The sequence below is a fragment of the Leclercia barmai genome, from assembly GCF_049312895.1.
Lineage (GTDB): Bacteria > Pseudomonadota > Gammaproteobacteria > Enterobacterales > Enterobacteriaceae > Enterobacter > Enterobacter barmai.
Window position 1 is genome coordinate 906,865 of record NZ_JBMNWZ010000002.1, and the last position, 20,048, is coordinate 926,912.

General features: G+C 57.3%; 20 protein-coding genes. 3 read left to right on the top strand and 17 right to left on the bottom strand.

All coding sequences use genetic code 11. The features are described from left to right. Positions 1–233: 233 nt before the first annotated feature. Positions 234–4,121, bottom strand: coding sequence for a phosphoribosylformylglycinamidine synthase (gene purL, locus ACOYA6_RS12555; RefSeq protein ID WP_422654780.1), 3,888 nt, complete (start codon positions 4,119–4,121; stop codon positions 234–236). Positions 4,122–4,389: 268 nt separating this feature from the next. Between purL and mltF the strand changes: the two genes are divergently transcribed. Beyond that, positions 4,390–5,940 (top strand): membrane-bound lytic murein transglycosylase MltF, encoded by a 1,551-nt coding sequence (gene mltF / locus ACOYA6_RS12560; protein WP_422654781.1) that lies wholly within the window; start codon positions 4,390–4,392, stop codon positions 5,938–5,940. On the opposite strand, the gene tadA is transcribed toward mltF, so the two are convergent. The 4 genes from tadA to murQ are packed head-to-tail and all read right to left on the bottom strand — an operon-like array spanning position 5,828 to position 9,293. Beyond that, a complete protein-coding gene (gene tadA, locus ACOYA6_RS12565) occupies positions 5,828–6,367 on the bottom strand; it encodes a tRNA adenosine(34) deaminase TadA (protein ID WP_072036654.1) in 540 nt (179 codons plus the stop codon). The genes mltF and tadA overlap by 113 nt on opposite strands. Positions 6,368–6,397: 30 nt before the next feature. After that, positions 6,398–7,033: a phosphatidylglycerophosphatase C gene (gene yfhb / locus ACOYA6_RS12570; RefSeq protein ID WP_422654782.1), complete on the bottom strand. Its 636-nt coding sequence runs from the start codon at positions 7,031–7,033 to the stop codon at positions 6,398–6,400. A gap of 3 nt (positions 7,034–7,036) precedes the next feature. Further along, positions 7,037–8,389, bottom strand: coding sequence for a PTS transporter subunit EIIC (locus ACOYA6_RS12575; RefSeq protein WP_422654783.1), 1,353 nt, complete (start codon positions 8,387–8,389; stop codon positions 7,037–7,039). Positions 8,390–8,399: 10 nt separating this feature from the next. Continuing rightward, positions 8,400–9,293: an N-acetylmuramic acid 6-phosphate etherase gene (gene murQ, locus ACOYA6_RS12580; protein WP_138369739.1), complete on the bottom strand. Its 894-nt coding sequence runs from the start codon at positions 9,291–9,293 to the stop codon at positions 8,400–8,402. A 117-nt stretch (positions 9,294–9,410) separates the two neighbouring features. Between murQ and ACOYA6_RS12585 the strand changes: the two genes are divergently transcribed. Further along, entirely contained in the window at positions 9,411–10,259 is an 849-nt protein-coding gene (locus ACOYA6_RS12585; RefSeq protein WP_039029756.1) for a MurR/RpiR family transcriptional regulator, read from the top strand. Positions 10,260–10,315: 56 nt separating this feature from the next. Beyond that, positions 10,316–10,576, top strand: a complete 261-nt coding sequence (locus ACOYA6_RS12590) for a YfhL family 4Fe-4S dicluster ferredoxin (RefSeq protein ID WP_039029757.1) — start codon at positions 10,316–10,318, stop codon at positions 10,574–10,576. Here ACOYA6_RS12590 and acpS read toward each other — a convergent pair. From acpS to rseD, 12 genes are all read right to left on the bottom strand, one after another. Beyond that, positions 10,573–10,953 (bottom strand): holo-ACP synthase, encoded by a 381-nt coding sequence (gene acpS / locus ACOYA6_RS12595; protein WP_139563378.1) that lies wholly within the window; start codon positions 10,951–10,953, stop codon positions 10,573–10,575. The genes ACOYA6_RS12590 and acpS overlap by 4 nt on opposite strands. Next, on the bottom strand, positions 10,953–11,684 hold the full coding sequence (gene pdxJ / locus ACOYA6_RS12600) for a pyridoxine 5'-phosphate synthase (protein ID WP_422654784.1): 732 nt from the start codon (positions 11,682–11,684) through the stop codon (positions 10,953–10,955). The genes acpS and pdxJ overlap by 1 nt, the downstream gene beginning before the upstream one ends. Before the next feature lie 61 nt (positions 11,685–11,745). Beyond that, the gene (recO, locus tag ACOYA6_RS12605; RefSeq protein ID WP_039029760.1) at positions 11,746–12,453 is read right to left on the bottom strand and encodes a DNA repair protein RecO; all 708 of its coding nucleotides are present in this window, start codon (positions 12,451–12,453) and stop codon (positions 11,746–11,748) included. Between the two features lie 11 nt (positions 12,454–12,464). Further along, on the bottom strand, positions 12,465–13,370 hold the full coding sequence (era, locus tag ACOYA6_RS12610) for a GTPase Era (RefSeq protein WP_039029761.1): 906 nt from the start codon (positions 13,368–13,370) through the stop codon (positions 12,465–12,467). Next, entirely contained in the window at positions 13,367–14,047 is a 681-nt protein-coding gene (gene rnc, locus ACOYA6_RS12615; protein ID WP_039029762.1) for a ribonuclease III, read from the bottom strand. Before rnc ends, era begins: the two co-directional genes overlap by 4 nt. 223 nt (positions 14,048–14,270) lie before the next feature. After that, positions 14,271–15,245, bottom strand: coding sequence for a signal peptidase I (lepB, locus tag ACOYA6_RS12620; RefSeq protein WP_138369736.1), 975 nt, complete (start codon positions 15,243–15,245; stop codon positions 14,271–14,273). Between the two features lie 16 nt (positions 15,246–15,261). Next, positions 15,262–17,061 carry a translation elongation factor 4 gene (gene lepA / locus ACOYA6_RS12625; protein ID WP_039029764.1) on the bottom strand — a complete coding sequence of 600 codons (1,800 nt, stop codon included), beginning with the start codon at positions 17,059–17,061 and terminating at the stop codon, positions 15,262–15,264. A gap of 183 nt (positions 17,062–17,244) precedes the next feature. After that, complete coding sequence (rseC, locus tag ACOYA6_RS12630) at positions 17,245–17,721, bottom strand: SoxR-reducing system protein RseC (RefSeq protein WP_422654785.1); 477 nt, start codon at positions 17,719–17,721, stop codon at positions 17,245–17,247. Then, on the bottom strand, positions 17,718–18,671 hold the full coding sequence (gene rseB, locus ACOYA6_RS12635) for a sigma-E factor regulatory protein RseB (protein WP_138369734.1): 954 nt from the start codon (positions 18,669–18,671) through the stop codon (positions 17,718–17,720). Before rseB ends, rseC begins: the two co-directional genes overlap by 4 nt. Beyond that, on the bottom strand, positions 18,671–19,321 hold the full coding sequence (gene rseA / locus ACOYA6_RS12640) for an anti-sigma-E factor RseA (protein ID WP_039029767.1): 651 nt from the start codon (positions 19,319–19,321) through the stop codon (positions 18,671–18,673). Before rseA ends, rseB begins: the two co-directional genes overlap by 1 nt. Before the next feature lie 31 nt (positions 19,322–19,352). Beyond that, positions 19,353–19,928: an RNA polymerase sigma factor RpoE gene (gene rpoE, locus ACOYA6_RS12645; protein WP_032613187.1), complete on the bottom strand. Its 576-nt coding sequence runs from the start codon at positions 19,926–19,928 to the stop codon at positions 19,353–19,355. Further along, a complete protein-coding gene (gene rseD, locus ACOYA6_RS12650) occupies positions 19,925–19,993 on the bottom strand; it encodes a rpoE leader peptide RseD (protein ID WP_231313890.1) in 69 nt (22 codons plus the stop codon). The genes rpoE and rseD overlap by 4 nt, the downstream gene beginning before the upstream one ends. Positions 19,994–20,048: the final 55 nt, after the last annotated feature.

Below are 20,048 nucleotides of genomic sequence, written 5' to 3' on the forward strand. Positions count from 1 at the left end.
GGTTTTCAGGCTATCTGTCGCTTATTAGCAACACCCTGAACAGGTTATTGCGGGGTTTATATAAATCAATGAGTTAAGTGTCTCTTTTTAGAGACAGTAGGGAATGTGAGTTGTCGCACATTTGCGACACTTGAAAATATGCCGGGCGGCACTGCGTTTGCCCGGCCTACAAACTCTACTCCGGCCTTTGTAGGCCCGGTAAGCAAAGCGCCACCGGGCACAACAGTGAGAGCTTAACCCAACTGCTTACGCGCGTTGCGGAAGATACGCATCCACGGGCTGTCCTCGCCCCAGTTCTCCGGGTGCCAGGAGTTGCTCACGGTGCGGAACACGCGCTCAGGGTGCGGCATCATCACGGTTACGCGACCGCTTTCGCTGGTCACCGCGGTGATCCCGTTGGCGGAGCCGTTCGGGTTTGCCGGGTAGTTTTGCGTGACCTTGCCGAAGTTATCGACAAAGCGCAGCGCCACCAGACCTTTGCTCTCCAGCTCGGCCAGATGCGCGGCGTTACGCAGCTCAACCTGCCCTTCACCGTGGGATACGGCGATTGGCATCTGCGATCCCACCATACCCTGCAGCAGCAGAGACGGGCTCTGGGTCACTTCAACCAGGCTGAAACGCGCTTCGAAGCGATCGGACTGGTTACGCACAAAGCGCGGCCAGGCTTCGCTGCCCGGGATCAGCTCGCGCAGGTTAGACATCATCTGGCAGCCGTTACACACGCCCAGCGCCAGGGTCTGCGGACGGTGGAAGAAGGTTTCGAACTCATCGCGAACGCGTTCGTTGAAGAGGATGGATTTCGCCCAGCCTTCGCCCGCGCCCAGCACGTCACCGTAAGAGAAGCCGCCGCACGCCACCAGCGCCTGGAAATCGGCCAGACCGGTGCGGCCTGCCAGCAGGTCGCTCATGTGCACGTCGATAGCATCGAAGCCTGCACGGTGGAAGGCTGCCGCCATCTCGACGTGGGAGTTGACGCCCTGCTCACGCAGCACGGCCACTTTCGGACGGGCGCCACGGGCAATATACGGCGCGGCAATGTCTTCGTTGAGGTCGAAGGTGAGTTTAACGTTCAGGCCCGGATCGTTGTCGTTGGCTTTCGCCTCGTGCTCCTGATCGGCGCACGCCGGGTTGTCGCGCAGACGCTGCATCTGCCAGGTGGTTTCTGCCCACCACATACGCAGCGTGGAGCGGCTTTCGGCAAAGACCGTCTGGCCGTTGGCGTCGATAACAAAACGATCCCCGCTCACCGCTTTACCCAGATAGTGCACGCAGTCGCCCAGACCATGCTGCGCCAGCAACGCTTCCACCGCGTCGCGATCCGCTGCACGCACCTGAATCACCGCGCCCAGCTCTTCGTTGAACAGTGCAGCCAGACGATCGTCGCCCAGAGAGGCGATGTTTGCCTCAACGCCGCAGTGACCGGTGAAGGCCATTTCTGCCAGGGTAACCAGCAGGCCGCCGTCGGAGCGGTCGTGGTAGGCCAGCAGTTTACGTTCTGCAACCAGCGCCTGAATGGCGTCGTAGAAGCCTTTCAGCTGTGCTACGTCGCGCACGTCAGCCGCGTTGTCGCCCAACTGGCGATAAACCTGCGCCAGCGCGGTCGCGCCCAGCGCATTGTGGCCTTTACCCAGATCGATCAGCAGCAGGGCGTTGTCTTCGGTGGCGAGCTGCGGCGTGATGATGTGGCGCACGTCTTCCACGCGGGCGAAGGCGGTGATCACCAGCGACAGCGGAGAGGTCATCTCGCGCTGCTCGCTGCCTTCCTGCCAGCGGGTTTTCATCGACATGGAGTCTTTACCCACCGGGATGGTCAGGCCGAGAGCAGGACAAAGCTCTTCACCCACCGCTTTCACCGCTTCGTACAGCCCGGCGTCTTCGCCCGGGTGACCGGCTGCGGCCATCCAGTTGGCGGAGAGCTTGATACGTTTGATGTCGCCAATCCGGGTGGCGGCGATGTTGGTCAGCGCTTCGCCTACTGCCAGACGGGCAGAAGCCGCGAAGTCCAGCAGGGCAACCGGGGAGCGTTCGCCCAGCGCCATCGCTTCACCATAGTAGCTGTCGAGGCTGGCGGTGGTCACCGCGCAGTTCGCCACCGGTACCTGCCACGGGCCTACCATCTGATCCCGGGCAACCATGCCGGTCACGGTGCGGTCGCCGATGGTGACGAGGAAGGTTTTCTCCGCGACGGACGGCAGATGCAGAACGCGGTTGACCGCGTCGGCCACGGTGACGCCCTGCAGGTCGAGCGCTTTACCGCTGGCTTTGCGGGACTCAACGTCGCGGGTCATCTTCGGCGTTTTGCCCAGCAGTACGTCCAGCGGCAGATCAATCGGCTGGTTGTCGAAGTGGGTATCGCTTAAGGAGAGGTGCATCTCTTCGGTAGCTTCGCCGATCACCGCGTACGGCGCGCGCTCGCGGCGGCACAGCTCGTCAAACAGCGGCAGCTGCTCTGGCGCCACGGCCAGCACATAGCGTTCCTGGGATTCGTTACACCAGATCTCCAGCGGGCTCATGCCTGGCTCATCGCTCAGGATGTCGCGCAGGTTGAAGCGTCCGCCGCGGTTGCCGTCGCTGACCAGCTCCGGCATGGCGTTGGACAGACCGCCCGCGCCAACGTCGTGGATAAAGAGGATTGGGTTGGCATCGCCCAGCTGCCAGCAGCGGTCGATCACCTCCTGGCAACGACGCTCCATCTCCGGGTTGTCACGCTGGACGGAGGCAAAGTCGAGATCCGCGTCAGACTGGCCGGATGCCATAGAAGAGGCTGCCCCGCCGCCCAGACCGATGTTCATCGCCGGGCCACCGAGCACGATCAGCTTCGCGCCAACAACGATCTCGCCTTTCTGCACGTGATCGGCGCGAATGTTGCCGATCCCGCCTGCCAGCATGATCGGCTTATGGTAGCCGCGCAGCTCTTCGCCGTTGTGGCTGTCCACTTTCTCTTCATAGGTACGGAAGTAGCCGTTCAGGGCCGGGCGACCAAATTCGTTGTTGAACGCCGCGCCGCCCAGCGGGCCGTCGGTCATGATGTCCAGCGCGGTAACAATACGCTCTGGCTTGCCGAAATCTTCTTCCCACGGCTGCTCAAAGCCCGGGATACGCAGGTTGGAAACGGAGAAACCGACCAGACCCGCCTTTGGTTTTGCCCCACGACCGGTTGCACCTTCGTCACGGATTTCACCGCCGGAACCGGTCGCAGCCCCCGGCCACGGCGAGATCGCCGTCGGGTGGTTGTGGGTTTCAACCTTCATCAGGATATGCGCAGGCTCCTGATGGAAGTCATAGCGCCCTGCTTCGCGATCGGCGAAGAAGCGGCCCACCTCGGAACCTTCCATCACCGCGGCGTTGTCTTTATAGGCCGACAGCACGTGGTCAGGGGTTTTCTCCATGGTGTTCTTGATCATTTTAAACAGCGACTTCGGCTGCTGCTCGCCGTCAATAATCCAGTCGGCGTTGAAGATCTTGTGACGGCAGTGCTCAGAGTTAGCCTGCGCGAACATATAGAGTTCGATGTCGTTCGGGTTGCGGTTCAGCTTAACGAATGCATCCTGCAGGTAGTCAATTTCATCTTCCGCCAGCGCCAGGCCTAAACGCAGGTTGGCGTCAATCAGCGCTTGACGGCCCTGGCCCAGCAGATCCACGCTCTGGACCGGTGCAGGCTGATGGTGAGAGAAGAGCTGCTCTGCGTCGTCGAGAGAGGCAAACACGCTCTCCATCATGCGGTCGTGCAGCTCGGTTGCCACAACGGCCCACTGGGCGTCGGTAAGGCTGGAGGCTTCAACGTAATACGCCACGCCCCGCTCCAGACGGCTAATCTGGCTCAGACCACAGTTATGGGCGATGTCGGTTGCTTTAGAAGACCAAGGGGAGATGGTGCCAGGGCGAGGCGTGACCAGCAGAAGTTTACCGTTCGGGGTATGGCTGCTCAGGCTTGGGCCATACTTCAGCAGGCGTTCCAGTCGGACCATCTCGTCTGCCGACAGAGGCGCGGTCAGGTCAGCAAAATGGACATACTCAGCGTAAATATTGCTTACCGGAAGGTCGGCCGCCTGAAAACGTGCCAGCAGTTTGTTGATACGGAAGGCAGACAGTGCAGGCGAACCACGCAGAATTTCCATCATAAGTCTCTCGTCTTCGAAGCGCCGGAGGCGCTTACAGTGTGCGCAAGGGGGGAAAACGGGCGCCATTATAGTGGATCCTGCGCGCCGACGAAACCGTTTGCGTCGTAATAAAATCGTTGCTGGCATTTAGCAACAAATGTTGCCGCGCCTGCTAATAAGTTGCCAAGTGGCGTAACTTTGCGCAAAATGCCGCGAAATCTTTGGTAATACTTGTTTTAACTGTGGCCAATACTAACCAGAATAATACACAGCATATAGAATCAACTTATTGAAAAAATTAAAGATTAATTACCTGTTCATCGGCATCGTCACCCTGCTGCTGGCAGCGGCCCTCTGGCCATCAATCCCCTGGTTCGGTAAAGCCGAAAATCGCATCGCCGCCATCCAGGCGCGGGGGGAGCTGCGCGTCAGTACCATCGTCTCTCCCCTCACCTACAGTTCGGTAAACGATAAGGTCATTGGGCTGGATTACGAACTGGCGCAGCATTTTGCCGACTACCTGGGCGTGAAGCTGAAAGTTACGGTGCGCCAGAACATCAGCCAGCTGTTTGACGACCTTGATAATGGCGATGCCGATCTGCTGGCCGCAGGCCTGGTCTATAACAGCGAGCGCAGCAAAAACTATCAGCCAGGCCCGACCTACTACTCTGTCTCGCAGCAGCTGGTCTATCGCGTGGGCAGCCTGCGTCCGCGCACCCTTGCCGGCCTTACCGCCGATCGGCTTACCGTCGCCCCCGGCCATGTGGTGATTGACGACCTGCGGGCGCTGAAAGAGAAAAAGTACCCCGACCTCAGCTGGAAGGTTGATGAGAAGCTCGGCACCACGGCGCTGCTGGAGCAGGTGACGGACGGGAAACTGCCCTACACCATTGCCGACTCGGTTGCCATCAGCCTGTTCCAGCGCGTTCACCCGGAGCTGGCCGTGGCGCTGGACGTCACCGACGAGCAGCCTGTCACCTGGTTCAGCCCCCTTGACGCCGACCAGACGCTCTCCGCCGCCATGCTCGATTTCTATAACGGGATGAATGAAGACGGCACCCTGGCGCGTCTGGAAGAGAAGTACCTCGGCCACGGCGACGATTTCGACTATGTCGATACCCGCAGCTTCCTGCGGGCGGTGGATAACGTCCTGCCGGAGCTGAAACCGCTGTTTGAGAAGTACGCCCAGGTGATTGACTGGCGTCTGCTGGCCGCGATTTCGTATCAGGAGTCTCACTGGGATGCGCAGGCCACCTCGCCAACCGGCGTGCGCGGCCTGATGATGCTGACCAAGAACACCGCCCAGAGCCTGGGCCTCACCGACCGTACCGACGCCGAGCAGAGCATCAGCGGCGGCGCGCGCTACCTGCAGGATATGATGGCGAAAGTGCCGGAGACGGTGCCGGAGGAGGAGCGGATCTGGTTTGCGCTGGCGGCCTATAACATGGGCTATGCCCATATGATCGACGCCCGCGCCCTGACGGCGAAAACCAAAGGTAACCCGGACAGCTGGTCAGACGTAAAGCAGCGCCTGCCGCTGCTGAGCCAGAAGCCGTATTACAACAAGTTAACCTATGGCTACGCGCGCGGCCACGAGGCGTACGCCTACGTGGAGAATATCCGCAAATACCAGATAAGCCTGGTAGGGTATCTGATGGAGAAAGAGAAAGAGGCGCTGGCGGAGCAGCAGCTGGCGCAGGCCTATCCGGTGGTGTCACCGGATGAGCTTACTCACCCGATAACTTCGATTCTGCCTTTTGCTGCTTTTTCTGCTGACGCCGCATTCGAAAGAAGTCACTTAGCAACGCCGAACACGCTGGTGCCAGTACCCCTCCAATAATGTTGACCTGATGATTCATGCCGGGGTGGCTGAGCACGTCCAGCAGCGAACCTGCCGCGCCGGTTTTTTCATCCCGCGCGCCATACACCACCGTGCCGATCCGGCTGTGGATCATCGCCCCGGAGCACATAACGCAGGGTTCGAGGGTGACATACAGGGTGGTATCCAGCAGGCGGTAGTTTTGCAGCACCAGCCCGCCCTGGCGTAAGGCCATAATTTCGGCATGCGCGGTAGGGTCATGGCGACCAATCGGGCGATTCCAGCCTTCGCCAATCACCTGATTGTTGTGGACCAGCACGGCACCAACCGGGACTTCGCCTTCATCCCAGGCACGTTGGGCAAGCTGGAGCGCGTGGCGCATCCAGTATTCATGATTAAGTTCGGGGTCGGACAACGCAGCATACTCCAGTCTGAAAAGCGGGCGCATTATACACACCCGCTATGCATAATCACACAATCATTCCAGTTGCTGCAGTTCGCCCATCGGCGTGACCCGCCAGCGGTGCTGGCAGAAGTAGAGCAGCGGGTTGTCCTGTTTGCTGTCGCTGTAGCCGCTGTAGAGTCGGAGCGGGGTGCCGATTTTTTTCTCCAGCTGCACCACCTTCTCGTGGCCGAGGCAGCGCATGGTCAGCACCCAGCCGCCGTAAGCGCGGCCAATCTGGGTGGCGATCAGGTTAACGCGCGGCAGCCAGGGGGTATCGAAATAGACCTGTTCCACCAGCGACTGCGGCGAACCGGTGATCAGCCAGATATCGGCGTCGTTGGCATCCAGGTAATTTGTCAGCCGATCCTGCACCACCGGAAAGGCGGTGACGTGCTCGCGAAACCAGCTGACAAACTCTTTCTCCAGCTGTTTGAGCCGGGCTTCGCTGTGGCCGAAGGTGCAGCCCCACAGCAGCAGGCTCATCGGCCAGCGGGCGGCGCGCCCTTTCACCAGCAGCACGCAGCCCACAATAGGTAGCAAGGGCAATACGAGCAGGGCATTCAGGGGCTGTCGGCGCAGTAAATAGCGCATAAAGGTACCGAACATATCCTGCTGATGCAGCGTTCCGTCCAGATCAAAAAAGACAACGCGACGCTCGTTATTTGCCAAACCTTACTCCTCTGGATCGTTAAACCCTAACAGCCAGGTAAACAGGAACCCGGCGATCACCGCTACCAGATAGCCTAACAGATAGAGCATGACTTTTCCGGTCACGATGGTTAATGCCAGCGGTAAACCGGAAATACCAAAGGTAATCACGGTGGCGACTTTCCAGTAACCGATCAGCGCCCCGCCAACCGCGCCGCCCAGGCAGGCACCGATAAACGGCTTGCCCAGCGGCAGGGTGACGCCGAAGATCAGCGGCTCGCCAATGCCCAGCAGCCCGACCGGCAGCGCCCCTTTGATCACCTTTTTCAGGCGTTCATTGCGGGTTTTCATCAGCACCGCAATCGCCGCGCCGATCTGCCCGACCCCGGCCATCGCCAGAATAGGCAGCAGGGCGTTGTAGCCGTGGGCCTGCACCAGCTCAACGTGGATCGGCACCAGCCCCTGATGTAAACCGGTCAGCACCAGCGGCAGGAAGGTACCGGACAGCACCGCGCCCACCAGGAAACCACCGCGATCGATAGCCCAGGAGGCACCGTGAGCGATGGATTCTGAGATCCAGCCACCCAGCGGCTGCAGGACAATAATTGCAATGCCCCCGGTGATAAGAGTGGTCAGCAGCGGGTTGAGGATCAGCTCCAGCGAGCCCGGCAGGGCGTTGCGCAGCTTTTTCTCGATCCAGCACATCAGCACCACCACCAGCAGCACGGCGATCACCCCGCCCCGCCCCGGCTGCAGCGCTTCACCAAACAGGGTGATCTGCGCCAGCTGCGGGCTGGAGAGAATGCCGGCCATCACCCCGCCTAACGCCTGCGAGCCGCCAAACACTTTGGCGGTATTAACCCCGACCAGAATGTTCATGATGGCGAAGACCGCGCTGCCGAAAATGCCCAAGATCCCGAGCAGGTTTGGATAGTGCGTCGCAAAATCCCCGACAATGTCCGGGCGCTTGAGGATATTGATAATCCCGGTAATCAGCCCCGAGGCAATGAACGCCGGAATTAGCGGAATAAAGACGTTAGCCAGCATGCGCAGCGCATCGCTCATCGGGGCTTTGTATTTGGCCTTGGCCTGGGCTTTGGTGCGCTCGGCGTCATTGATTACCGCCCCGCCCATCAGCGAACGCATGGCGTCCACCACCTGCGCCGCCTTGCCGGGACCGACAATCAGTTGATGCTGCTCCCCTTGTTTTACATAACCGCTGACGCCGGGCAGTTTTTTCAGGGTAATTAGATCGAGCTTGTCGTCATCCTGAACCTCCACCCTCACCCGCGTCATACAGTTTTCCAGACGCAGTATATTTTTCTCTCCGCCGATCCCCGCAAGAATACCGCTGGCGAGCGCTGCTGTTTTTTCCATGTACGCCTCTTTAGTTTTCTAATGCCGCACGTAAGAATCCCTGATGCGCGTCAAGCCTGGCGCGCGCCGCAGCGGCATCCAGCCCGCTTAAGATCATCAGAATGGCCGGTTTAACGTCATAACCGGTCTGTTGCAGAACCTGTTCCGCCTCTTCGCGGGAGGTTCCCGTGGCTTCGACCACCATGCGGCACGCCCGGTCGATGAGCTTCACGTTAGTGGCTTTCATGTCGACCATCAGGTTCTGGTAGACCTTGCCGAACTTCACCATCGCCCCGGTGGAGATCATGTTGAGCACCAGCTTTTGCGCCGTGCCGGATTTCAGACGAGTGGAGCCGGTTAACGCCTCCGGGCCCACCACCGGCGAGATGGCGATCGCAGCCACCTGAGCAATGGGTGAACCTGGATTGCAGGAGATGGCCACGGTGGTGCAGCCGGTCTGGTTGGCATACTCCAGCCCGCCAATCACGTACGGCGTGCGTCCGGAGGCGGCGAGCCCGACCACCAGATCCTTCGCGGTCAGGCTGAGGGCTTTGAGATCGTCCTCACCGAGCTGTTTGCTGTCCTCTGCCCCTTCCACCGCTTTCAGAAGCGCGCCCGGGCCACCGGCAATCAGGCCGATCACCAGGCCATGCGGTACGCCAAAGGTCGGCGGGCACTCAGAGGCATCCAGTACCCCCAGGCGTCCGCTGGTACCTGCGCCCATGTAGATGATGCGCCCGCCCGCTTTCAGCGCCTCTGCGGCGGCATCCACGGCTTTTGCCACCTCGGGCAATGTCTCTTTCACTGCCTGCGCGACCAGCGTATCCTGTTGGTTAAAGCGATGAACAAGGTCAAGCGTGGAGAGTGCGTCCAGGTCCAGGGTTTGTGGGTTGCGGGATTCTGATACCAGTGAGCCGAGATTCATTTTTTGTACCTCAAGAATTTTTAATTCATAATAGTCGCATTATAATGGAATATAAAATTCATTCAGGCGAGCAGAATTCGCATTTGCTGCAGTCATCACATTTCGCCAGGAGTCCTTATGAACTGTTTAATTCGTATCCGCCAGCGATACGCGGGTTTTGCCCAGAGCGATAAAAAACTGGCGGATTTTTTACTCTCTCAGCCCGATCGCGCCCGCCACTTAAGCTCTCAGCAGCTGGCAAGCGAGGCGGGCGTGAGCCAGTCCAGCGTGGTGAAATTCGCCCAGAAGATTGGTTTTAAAGGCTTTCCCGCATTAAAACTGGCGCTCAGCGAGGCGCTGGCCAGTAACCCGAATCCGCAATCCATGCCGGTCCATAACCAGATCCGCGGCGACGATCCGATGCGTCTGGTAGGGGAAAAGCTGATCAAGGAGAACGTGGCGGCAATGCACGCCACCCTCGATGTTAACAGCGAAGAGAAACTGCTGGAGAGCGTGGCCATGCTGCGCGCGGCAAGAAGGGTGATCCTCACCGGCATTGGCGCCTCCGGGCTTGTAGCGCGAAACTTTGGCTGGAAGCTGAATAAAATCGGCGTGATTGCGATTGTCGAACAAGATATGCACGCCCTGCTGGCCACCGTGCAGGCGATGGAGCCTGACGATCTTCTGCTGGCCCTCTCCTACTCCGGCGAACGCCGGGAAATCAATCTGGCCGCCGACGAAGCGCTGCGCGTGGGCGGTAAAATTCTGGCGATCACCGGCTTTACCCCCAATGCACTGCAGCAGCGGGCCACGCGCTGTCTGTATACCATTGCCGAAGAGCAGGCCACCCGTAGCGCGGCGATCTCCTCCACCAGCGCGCAGATGATGCTCACCGATCTGCTGTTTATGGCGCTGGTTCAGCAGGATCTGGAGCATGCCCCGGAACGTATTCGACACAGTGAGGCGTTGGTAAAAAAACTGGTTTGAGCAGACAATGAGCGTATAATGCCCGCCCTGTTTGTGTTGTTTCTGAGAATTTCCTGATGGCGCTGTTAATCACCAAAAAATGCATCAATTGCGATATGTGCGAACCCGAATGCCCTAACCAGGCAATCTCTATGGGGGAGAGCATTTATGAGATTAACAGCGACCGCTGCACCGAGTGCATTGGCCATTATGAGACGCCAACCTGCCAGAAGGTGTGCCCGATCCCCAATACTATCCTGAAAGATCCGGCACATCCTGAATCGGAAGAGCAGCTGTGGGACAAGTTCGTGCTGATGCACCACGCCGATAAGATTTAACTTTCGATGAGCACCGTGGCGCAGGCGTAATGGCGCTCATCCGCCAGCGTCACGTGCATATGCGCCACGCCCAGCTTCTCCGCCAGCTTTAACGCCTCGCCCCACAGCCGGAGGCGCGGTTTGCCCAGCTCATCGTTAAACACTTCGAACTGATTGAACGCCAGACCGTTGCGGATCCCGGTGCCGAAGGCTTTTGCCGCCGCCTCCTTCACCGCAAATCGTTTGGCAAGAAAACGCACCGGCTGCTGGTGCGTTTCCCAGATGGCCCACTCGTTATCGCTGAGCACCCGACGGGCAAGGCGATCGCCGCTGCGGGCAATCACCGCTTCAATGCGGGCGATCTCAACGATATCCGTGCCTAAGCCAAGGATAGCCATTACTTGCGGGCTTCCTGCATCAGGCGTTTCATCTCAGCCACCGCCTCTTTCAGGCCGCTCATCACCGCGCGACCGATAATCGCATGGCCGATGTTCAGCTCGTACATCTCCGGGATCGCCGCGATGGCTTTGACGTTGTGATAGGTCAGACCGTGGCCGGCATTCACCTTCAGGCCCAGACCGGCGGCATAGGTTGCCGCTTTGGCGATGCGATCGAGCTCTTTGGCCTGAGTGGTTTCATCTTCGGCATCGGCGTAGCAGCCGGTGTGGATCTCAATGTACGGCGCGCCAACGTCGGCTGCGGCTTTGATCTGCGCTTCATCGGCATCGATAAACAGCGACACAAGAATTCCGGCGTCGGCCAGACGTTTGCAGGCGTCACGCATCTTGTCCAGCTGACCGGCCACATCCAGCCCACCTTCGGTGGTCACTTCCTGGCGCTTTTCCGGCACCAGGCAGCAGAAATGGGGTTTAGTCTCAACGGCAATCGCCAGCATCTCTTCGGTGACGGCCATCTCCAGATTCATGCGGGTGTCCAGGGTCTGACGCAGGATGCGCACGTCGCGATCGGTAATATGACGACGGTCTTCGCGCAGGTGCACGGTAATACCGTCAGCCCCCGCCTGCTCGGCGATAAAGGCCGCCTGGACCGGATCGGGATACGCAGTACCGCGCGCATTGCGCAGGGTGGCAATGTGGTCAATGTTGACGCCTAACAGTAATTCAGCCATGACAATCCTCGGTTTTATTTGCTTCGTTTCCCCTCTCCCTCAGGAAGGAGGACTCAATACGTTAACGCTTCGGCATAAACTGCCGGAATAATTCGCGGCTCTTTAAGGGCTTGCCACCAAGATACGGCTTGAGCGCAATTCGGGTAAAGCGTTTTGCCGCCCGCAGGGTGCTGACATCCGGAAATTCGCGTTCAGCCAGCGCCCGAAGGTCCCGTCCGGTGAAGGTATTGTTGTCGATGACCACGCTGGCGATAAAGCCTTTCTCTTCACGATAACGGTAGGTCATGGTGTCCTCTACCGGGTCACCGCTGCCCGCACAGTGTAGAAAATCGACGCCGTATCCCAGATGCCCGAGCAACGCCAGCTCAAAGCGGCGCAGCGTCGGTTCCGGCGAGCCGGTGGTGCCCGCCAGCGCCTGGAGACAGTGCAGATAATCGAAAAAGAGTTCAGAGAAGCGGGTCTCATGTTCAAGCACGCGCGTAATGAGCTCGTTAACATAGAGACCGCTGTACAGCGTAATACCAGAGAGGGGAAGCGCCAGAGAGACGGCTTCAGCACTGCGCAGGGTTTTGACTTCCCCACGCCCGCCAAAGCGGACCAGCAGCGGGGTGAAAGGCTGCAGAGCACCCTTCAGATTAGAACGTTTGGAACGTGCGCCTTTGGCAACAAGGCGCACGCGGCCTGACTCTTCCGTGAAGACGTCCAGCATCAGGCTGGTTTCGCTCCACGGACGACTATGCAGTACAAAAGCGCGCTGCCAGCCTTCCACGTTTTAGTGGCTTAGACGTCGTCGCCGTAACCAAGACTACGCAGCGCGCGCTCGTCATCGGCCCAGCCAGATTTCACTTTCACCCACAGTTCCAGGTGAACCGGCGCTTCAAACATCTCCTGCATGTCCTTGCGGGCTTCAATACCGATGGTTTTGATTTTGGCACCTTTGTTACCAATTACCATCTTCTTCTGCCCTTCGCGCTCAACGAGGATCAGCCCGTTGATGTCGTATCCGCCGCGCTCGTTAGACTGGAAACGCTCGATTTCCACGGTAACGGAGTACGGCAGTTCAGCGCCGAGGAAACGCATCAGCTTTTCACGGATGATTTCAGACGCCATAAAGCGCTGAGAACGGTCGGTGACGTACTCTTCCGGGAAGTGATGAATCGCTTCCGGCAGATGCTTACGCACGATGCCCGCGATAGTGTCGACGTTCAGACCGGTCTCGGCAGACAGCGGTACGATATCGAGGAAATTCATCTGGCTGCCCAGCCACTGCAGATGTGGCAGCAGGTCGGCTTTTTCCTGCACGTTGTCAACTTTGTTGACCGCGAGGATCACCGGCGTCTTACCGTCGCGCAGCTTATTCAGCACCATCTCGTCGTCCGCCGTCCAGCGGGTGCCTTCGACAACGAAAATCACCAGCTCAACGTCGCCGATAGAGCTGCTCGCCGCCTTGTTCATCAGGCGGTTAATGGCGCGTTTCTCTTCCATATGCAGACCCGGGGTATCGACATAAATTGCCTGATATGCCCCTTCGGTATGAATACCGACAATACGGTGACGGGTGGTCTGCGCCTTACGGGAGGTGATGGAAATCTTCTGTCCCAGCAGATTATTCAGCAGGGTTGATTTGCCGACGTTCGGACGTCCGACGATGGCAATAAACCCACAGTAACTTTTTTCTTCGCTCATTCCAGCTCCAGCATTTTTAACGCCTGTTCGGCGGCAGCCTGTTCCGCCTTACGACGGCTTGAACCTGTGCCAACCACCGGTTCACTCAGGCCACTGACCTGGCAATGGATGGTAAATTCCTGATCGTGTGCTTCGCCACGAACCTGCACCACCAGATAAGATGGCAGCGGCAGATGGCGACCCTGCAGGTACTCCTGCAAACGGGTTTTTGGATCTTTCTGTTTATCACCCGGGCTGATTTCATCCAGACGCGTCTGATACCAGTTGAGAATCAGCTGCTCCACCGTCTGGATATCGCTGTCGAGGAAAACGCCACCGATTAACGCTTCGACCGTATCCGCGAGAATAGATTCACGACGGAAGCCGCCGCTTTTCAGTTCGCCAGGCCCAAGTCGCAGGCATTCACCCAGTTCAAATTCACGGGCAATTTCGGCAAGCGTATTGCCACGTACCAGCGTTGCGCGCATGCGGCTCATATCACCTTCGTCCACACGCGGGAAACGGTGATAAAGCGCATTGGCAATAACAAAACTTAAAATGGAGTCGCCCAGGAATTCGAGTCGCTCATTGTGTTTGCTGCTGGCACTGCGATGGGTTAATGCCTGTTGCAACAACTCCTGATGATGAAAAGTGTAGCCCAGCTTCCGTTGAAGCCGATTAATTACGATGGGGTTCATGCGATACCAATAGAATAAATGCGTCAAAAATGCAGCACACGAAACCGTCCTGAAAAAGCCAACGCGGTTTCGTGTGCCGTGGCACTGAATCAGCGCCAACCTTAAACTTCGGGGGAATATTCTATACGCAACGACAGGGGTTGTCGTTAGTCTGAAGAGATTTATCAGTTAAATAATTCACGTAGCCTCTAATTAAAGAGGCTACGTATTCATTTATCAGGTATTAATGGATACCGCCGATACGATTTAACCGTACGCCGGTTGGCCATTCGCCTTCCTGCTTCTCAAAGCTCATCCAGATTGTGGTCGCTTTACCCACCAGGTTCGCTTCCGGCACAAAGCCCCAGTAACGGCTGTCCGCGCTGTTATCGCGGTTATCACCCATCATGAAGTAATGTCCCGGGGGTACGATCCAGGTCGCCAGCTGCTGCCCCTGCTGCTGATAGTACATACCCAGCTGATCCTGAGCGATGGAGACGGTCAGGATACGGTGCGTGACATCGCCCAGGGTCTCTTTACGCTCGTTCAGACGAATACCGTTCTCTTTGGTTTCGCCTTTCGGCAGCTGGAAGAAACCGCTGGTTGCTTCGCCGCCGTTACGACGGGCAAACGTCTGCACGAAGTCGCTTGGCTCAACGCCGGAATAGGTCACCGGTAATGCGCTGCCGCACGCGGTACCGGAACTGCAGCCAGGCTGAACCGTCACCTCTTTGGAAACCGGATTATAGGTCACCTTGTCACCCGGTACGCCAACGGTACGTTTGATGTAATCCAGACGTGGATCGTCCGGATATTTAAACACCACGATATCGCCGCGTTTCGGATGACCGGTTTCGATCAGCGTTTTCTGGTAGATCGGATCTTTGATGCCGTAAGCAAACTTCTCTACCAGAATAAAATCCCCGATCAGCAGCGTTGGCATCATCGAACCGGATGGGATCTGGAAAGGTTCATAGATAAACGAACGCACCACCAGCACAATGGCCAGCACCGGAAAGACCGAAGCGCCCGTTTCCAGCCAGCCCGGCTTAGGGCTGACTTTCTTCAGGGTTTTCGCATCCAATTGATCGCCCGTGGCCGCCTGTGCAACGGCCTGACGTTCGCGACGTTTCGGCGCAAAAATAAACTTATCCAGACACCACAACAGCCCCGTCACCAGGGTGGCAATCACCAGGATCAGGGCAAACATGTTCGCCATGCCAACTCCTTAAGGATTATTTTCCGTCTTTACCCACGTGCAGAATGGCGAGGAACGCTTCCTGCGGCAGCTCAACGTTACCGACCTGCTTCATGCGTTTCTTACCTTCTTTCTGCTTCTGGAGCAGCTTTTTCTTACGGCTCACGTCACCGCCATAGCATTTTGCCAGAACGTTTTTACGCAACTGTTTCACCGTAGAACGGGCAATGATGTGGTTACCAATGGCCGCCTGAATCGCGATGTCGAACTGCTGGCGAGGGATGAGCTCTTTCATCTTCTCGACCAGTTCACGACCGCGATACGGGGCATTGTCGTTGTGGGTGATCAGCGCCAGCGCATCAACACGCTCGCTGTTGATCAGCACGTCCACACGCACCATGTTAGAGGCCTGGAAGCGCTTGAAGTTGTAATCCAGCGACGCATAACCGCGGGAGGTAGACTTCAGACGGTCGAAGAAGTCGAGCACCACTTCCGCCATCGGGATTTCATAGGTCAGAGCCACCTGGTTACCGTGGTAAACCATGTTGGTCTGCACGCCACGTTTTTCGATACACAACGTGATGACGTTACCGAGGAACTCCTGCGGCAGCAGCATGTGACACTCCGCGATTGGCTCGCGCAGCTCATGAATGTTGTTCAGCGGCGGCAGTTTGGACGGGCTGTCGACGTAGATAACCTCTTTGGAGGTGGTCTCTACTTCGTAAACTACCGTTGGGGCCGTGGTGATCAGATCCAGATCGTATTCACGCTCCAGACGCTCCTGGATGATCTCCATGTGCAGCAGGCCGAGGAAGCCGCAGCGGAAGCCGAAGCCCAGCGCCGTCGAGCTTTCTGGCTCGTAGAACAGAGATGCATCGTTCAGGCTCAGTTTGCCGAGCGCGTCACGGAAGTTCTCGTAATCATCAGAGCTTACCGGGAACAGGCCCGCATAAACCTGCGGTTTCACCTTTTTAAAGCCTGGCAGCGCTTTATCTGCCGGATTACGGGCACCGGTCAGGGTATCGCCCACTGGCGCACCGAGGATGTCTTTGATCGCACAAACCAGCCAGCCTACCTCGCCGCATTTCAGCTCGGTACGGTCAACCTGTTTTGGCGTGAAGATACCCAGACGGTCAGCGTTATAGACCTGTCCGGTGCTCATCACTTTGATCTTGTCGCCTTTACGCATGGTGCCGTTTTTAATACGCACCAGCGAGACAACGCCGAGATAGTTATCGAACCAGGAGTCGATAATCAGCGCCTGCAGCGGAGCATCAGCGTCGCCTTCCGGTGCCGGGATGTCACGTACCAGACGTTCCAGAACATCGGTTACGCCCACGCCGGTTTTGGCCGAGCAGCGCACGGCATCGGTCGCGTCGATGCCGACGATATCTTCAATCTCTTCCGCTACGCGCTCAGGATCGGCAGCTGGCAGGTCGATTTTGTTCAGAACCGGCACCACTTCGAGATCCATTTCCATCGCGGTATAGCAGTTCGCCAGGGTCTGGGCTTCTACGCCCTGACCGGCATCAACTACCAGCAGCGCGCCTTCACAGGCCGCCAGCGAACGGGAAACTTCATAGGAGAAGTCAACGTGGCCTGGGGTGTCGATAAAGTTGAGTTGGTAGGTTTCACCGTCAGACGCTTTATAGTCGAGCGTAACGCTCTGCGCTTTAATGGTAATACCGCGTTCGCGTTCCAGGTCCATGGAGTCCAGAACCTGGGCTGCCATTTCACGATCAGACAGGCCACCGCAAATCTGGATAATACGGTCAGACAGCGTCGACTTACCGTGGTCAATGTGAGCAATGATCGAAAAGTTACGTATGTTCTTCATATAGTTAAATAATTATGCCTTACGAATTCCTGGAGGCCGCTGTTCTTAGCCTGACGTTTTTCAGTGCGAAAACGCAGCATTCTACACTACATCTCCTTCACCAGGAAATGCTCTTCCAGCAAGCTTAGCGCGAAGATCCGGCGTTTTCTTTTATGAGATGTAAATAAAACAAAGCCCGGTACATCACCGGGCTTCTGAAGAGAGCGTTTCGACGCGAAGTTCATCGGGTGGCAATCCGACGCTGAGAATAACGGGCTGCCACTCTTCACGCACCGCGAGCCTTGAAGAGAAGCCGCGGGCCAGTAAGAAGCCACCTACCCCGCCCAGCGCTGCGCCACACATGGCGGCCAGATCGGTCGCAAACAGCACCTGGAACAGACCGCCCAGGGCAAACAGTCCCACCAGCGGCGAAAGATACACCAGCATGGCCGAGCCAAGCAGGCTGCCTTCGGCGATCCCTAATTCGACTTTCTGGCCTTTGACCAGCGGTTCTGCGCTAGGGACGCTGATGGTGTGTGAGGTCTGCGGCCCGAGTTTGTTCAGCACCCGGCTTCCGCAACCGGTGCGAGAGGCGCAGCTGTTACAGGATGCTTTGACATCACAGCTGACCAGCGCGACGCCCTTCTGCCATGAAACGACAGTTGCCCACTCTTTGATCATTGTGCAGCCCTGAATTTAATACTGTCGGCGATACGCTTAGCCGTTTGCGGCGGGAGCTCACCTACAACGGTGATCTCTGCGTTATCACGTACCGTGGTACTGACGGTGCGGCGCCCGGTGCGCAGCATCTGATCGGCGCTGACCGGGGTTGCCCGATTGATGTTCACCGAGAAGCTGAACAATCCATCGGAGTAAAGACGGGACTCAACGGGGGTATCAATGGTTGGCAGCTGGCGTCGGCTACTGGAGACTTCGCTGAAGCCCTGAGGGATCCAGTTTGGTGCCCAGTTAAAGTTGATGGTATCCCCCACCGGCACGGAGAGCAGCGGCGGCAGATTGGCTTTTGCCAGATTCTGCATGCTGTTCCCAACCTGATCATCAATGGTGAAGGAGATCACCCGGAACTGCTCCAGGGTCTCGCCATCGCGATCCAGCAGATCGACCCGCATTGGCAATTTGGTCTCTGCATCCATCCAGACGATATAGCTGTAACGCGTTCCGTCTCTTGCGACCACACGCAGAACCTCGCAGAGCCGGTCTGCGATACGGGTACGTCCTACGGAAATAAAGTCGTAGTAAGGAGACAGACGCTTGAAGTCGGTATAGATAAGCGAAGGCAGCGAATCAACGATGTAATCGCCGTTCAGCGTAAAGGGCTCAAGACCCGGCTCAAAATAGCTGATTTCATTGCCTCGCTGCACGACTTCGCGGCGCGGACCATCCATCTGCAAAAGCTGGGCAAGCGGCTGTTTATCAAGACGGGCATGGCGATAGCGTAACGACTCTACACCTTGCTTATTGATACTGATAAAAGACAGCTCGTAGTTGAGTGACTGGCTGGCCTGGTTCATTTGCTGCAACAACGCCCCGGACGATACATCAGCCGAGGCGTTGACAGTGAACAACAGGCTACCCGCCATCAGAGACATGGCGCACCAAAGTTGCTTCATTACTGCGATTGCGTTCCTAAAGTTTGGTTTCCTGGCACTTGCACAGCAGCCTGCTGCGTTTGCGCCTGTTCAAACTGAAGCTGCTCGGAATGCAGGCGACGCTGCAATTCATAGTCCTGCAACATCGCATTAATGCGACGGCGCTGCTCCTGTACCTGCTGCTGCTGACCGGCACCTGCCGATGCATCAGAAGGAATGCCCAGGCTTACCGGGCTGGCTTTGCCCATCATCGGCAGTGTGTTGAACACTGGCGCTTCTGGTTGCTGGCTCACTTCAGATTGAGTGTTATAGTGCTGGACACCAACAATAACTGCAAGCGATACGCAAGCAGCCACTCCCATTTGAGTCAGTTGACTCGCCCAGGGACGCACTTTGTTCCAGAACGGCATCTTCTGCCACAGGTGCGGTGCAGGTTGGGCTTCAGGGATCAGCGGAGTGGCCTGAGAAACAGGTTCGTTCTCAATGGCAGCCATTACGCGAGCTGAGATATCAAAATGGAGGACATCGCTGGTATCGCCGCGCAGGGTATCGCGAATGAGATGATAACTCTCCCAGGTTTTTTGCATCTCAGGAGAGCGAGAGAGCTCATTGAGCATCTCACTGTCCAGCGTTTCACCATCCATCAAAGCGGAAAGTTGTTCTTTCTGCATGCCTAATACCTTTTCCAGTATCCCGCTATCGTCAACGCCTGATAAGCGGTTGAACTTTATTATCAATAGCTTCACGCGCACGAAATATCCGTGAGCGAACCGTACCGACCGGGCAATCCATGATAGCGGCTATCTCTTCATAGCTCAGGCCATCTAACTCCCGCAACGTAATTGCCATGCGTAAATCTTCCGGGAGCGACTCGATGGTGCGAAAAACTATTTGTCTCAGTTCTTCTGACAACATTAAGTTCTCAGGGTTCGAAATTTCTTTCAACGCACCGCCGCTTTCAAAATTCTCTGCGTCGATGGCGTCTACATCGCTTGAAGGCGGACGGCGGCCCTGAGCGACGAGGTAGTTCTTCGCCGTATTGACGGCAATACGGTACAGCCAGGTATAAAAAGCACTATCTCCCCGGAAAGATTCCAGCGCGCGATAGGCCTTAATGAAAGACTCTTGCACCACATCAGGAACATCTCCTGACGGTACATAGCGGGACACCAGACTCGCCACCTTATGCTGGTAGCGCACCACCAGTAGGTTAAAGGCTTTCTGATCTCCCTTCTGGACCCGTTCAACCAGAATCTGGTCCGTTAACTGCTCGCTCATCCGAGGTAATGTCTCCCCAAACCTAAAATCCACGCGTTATCGAAACGCCACTCCAAACACTGCACTGTGAGCAAGCAGTTGCTTTGAGGGTCTTTTTTTCAAATAGTTCCGTCACGCCTT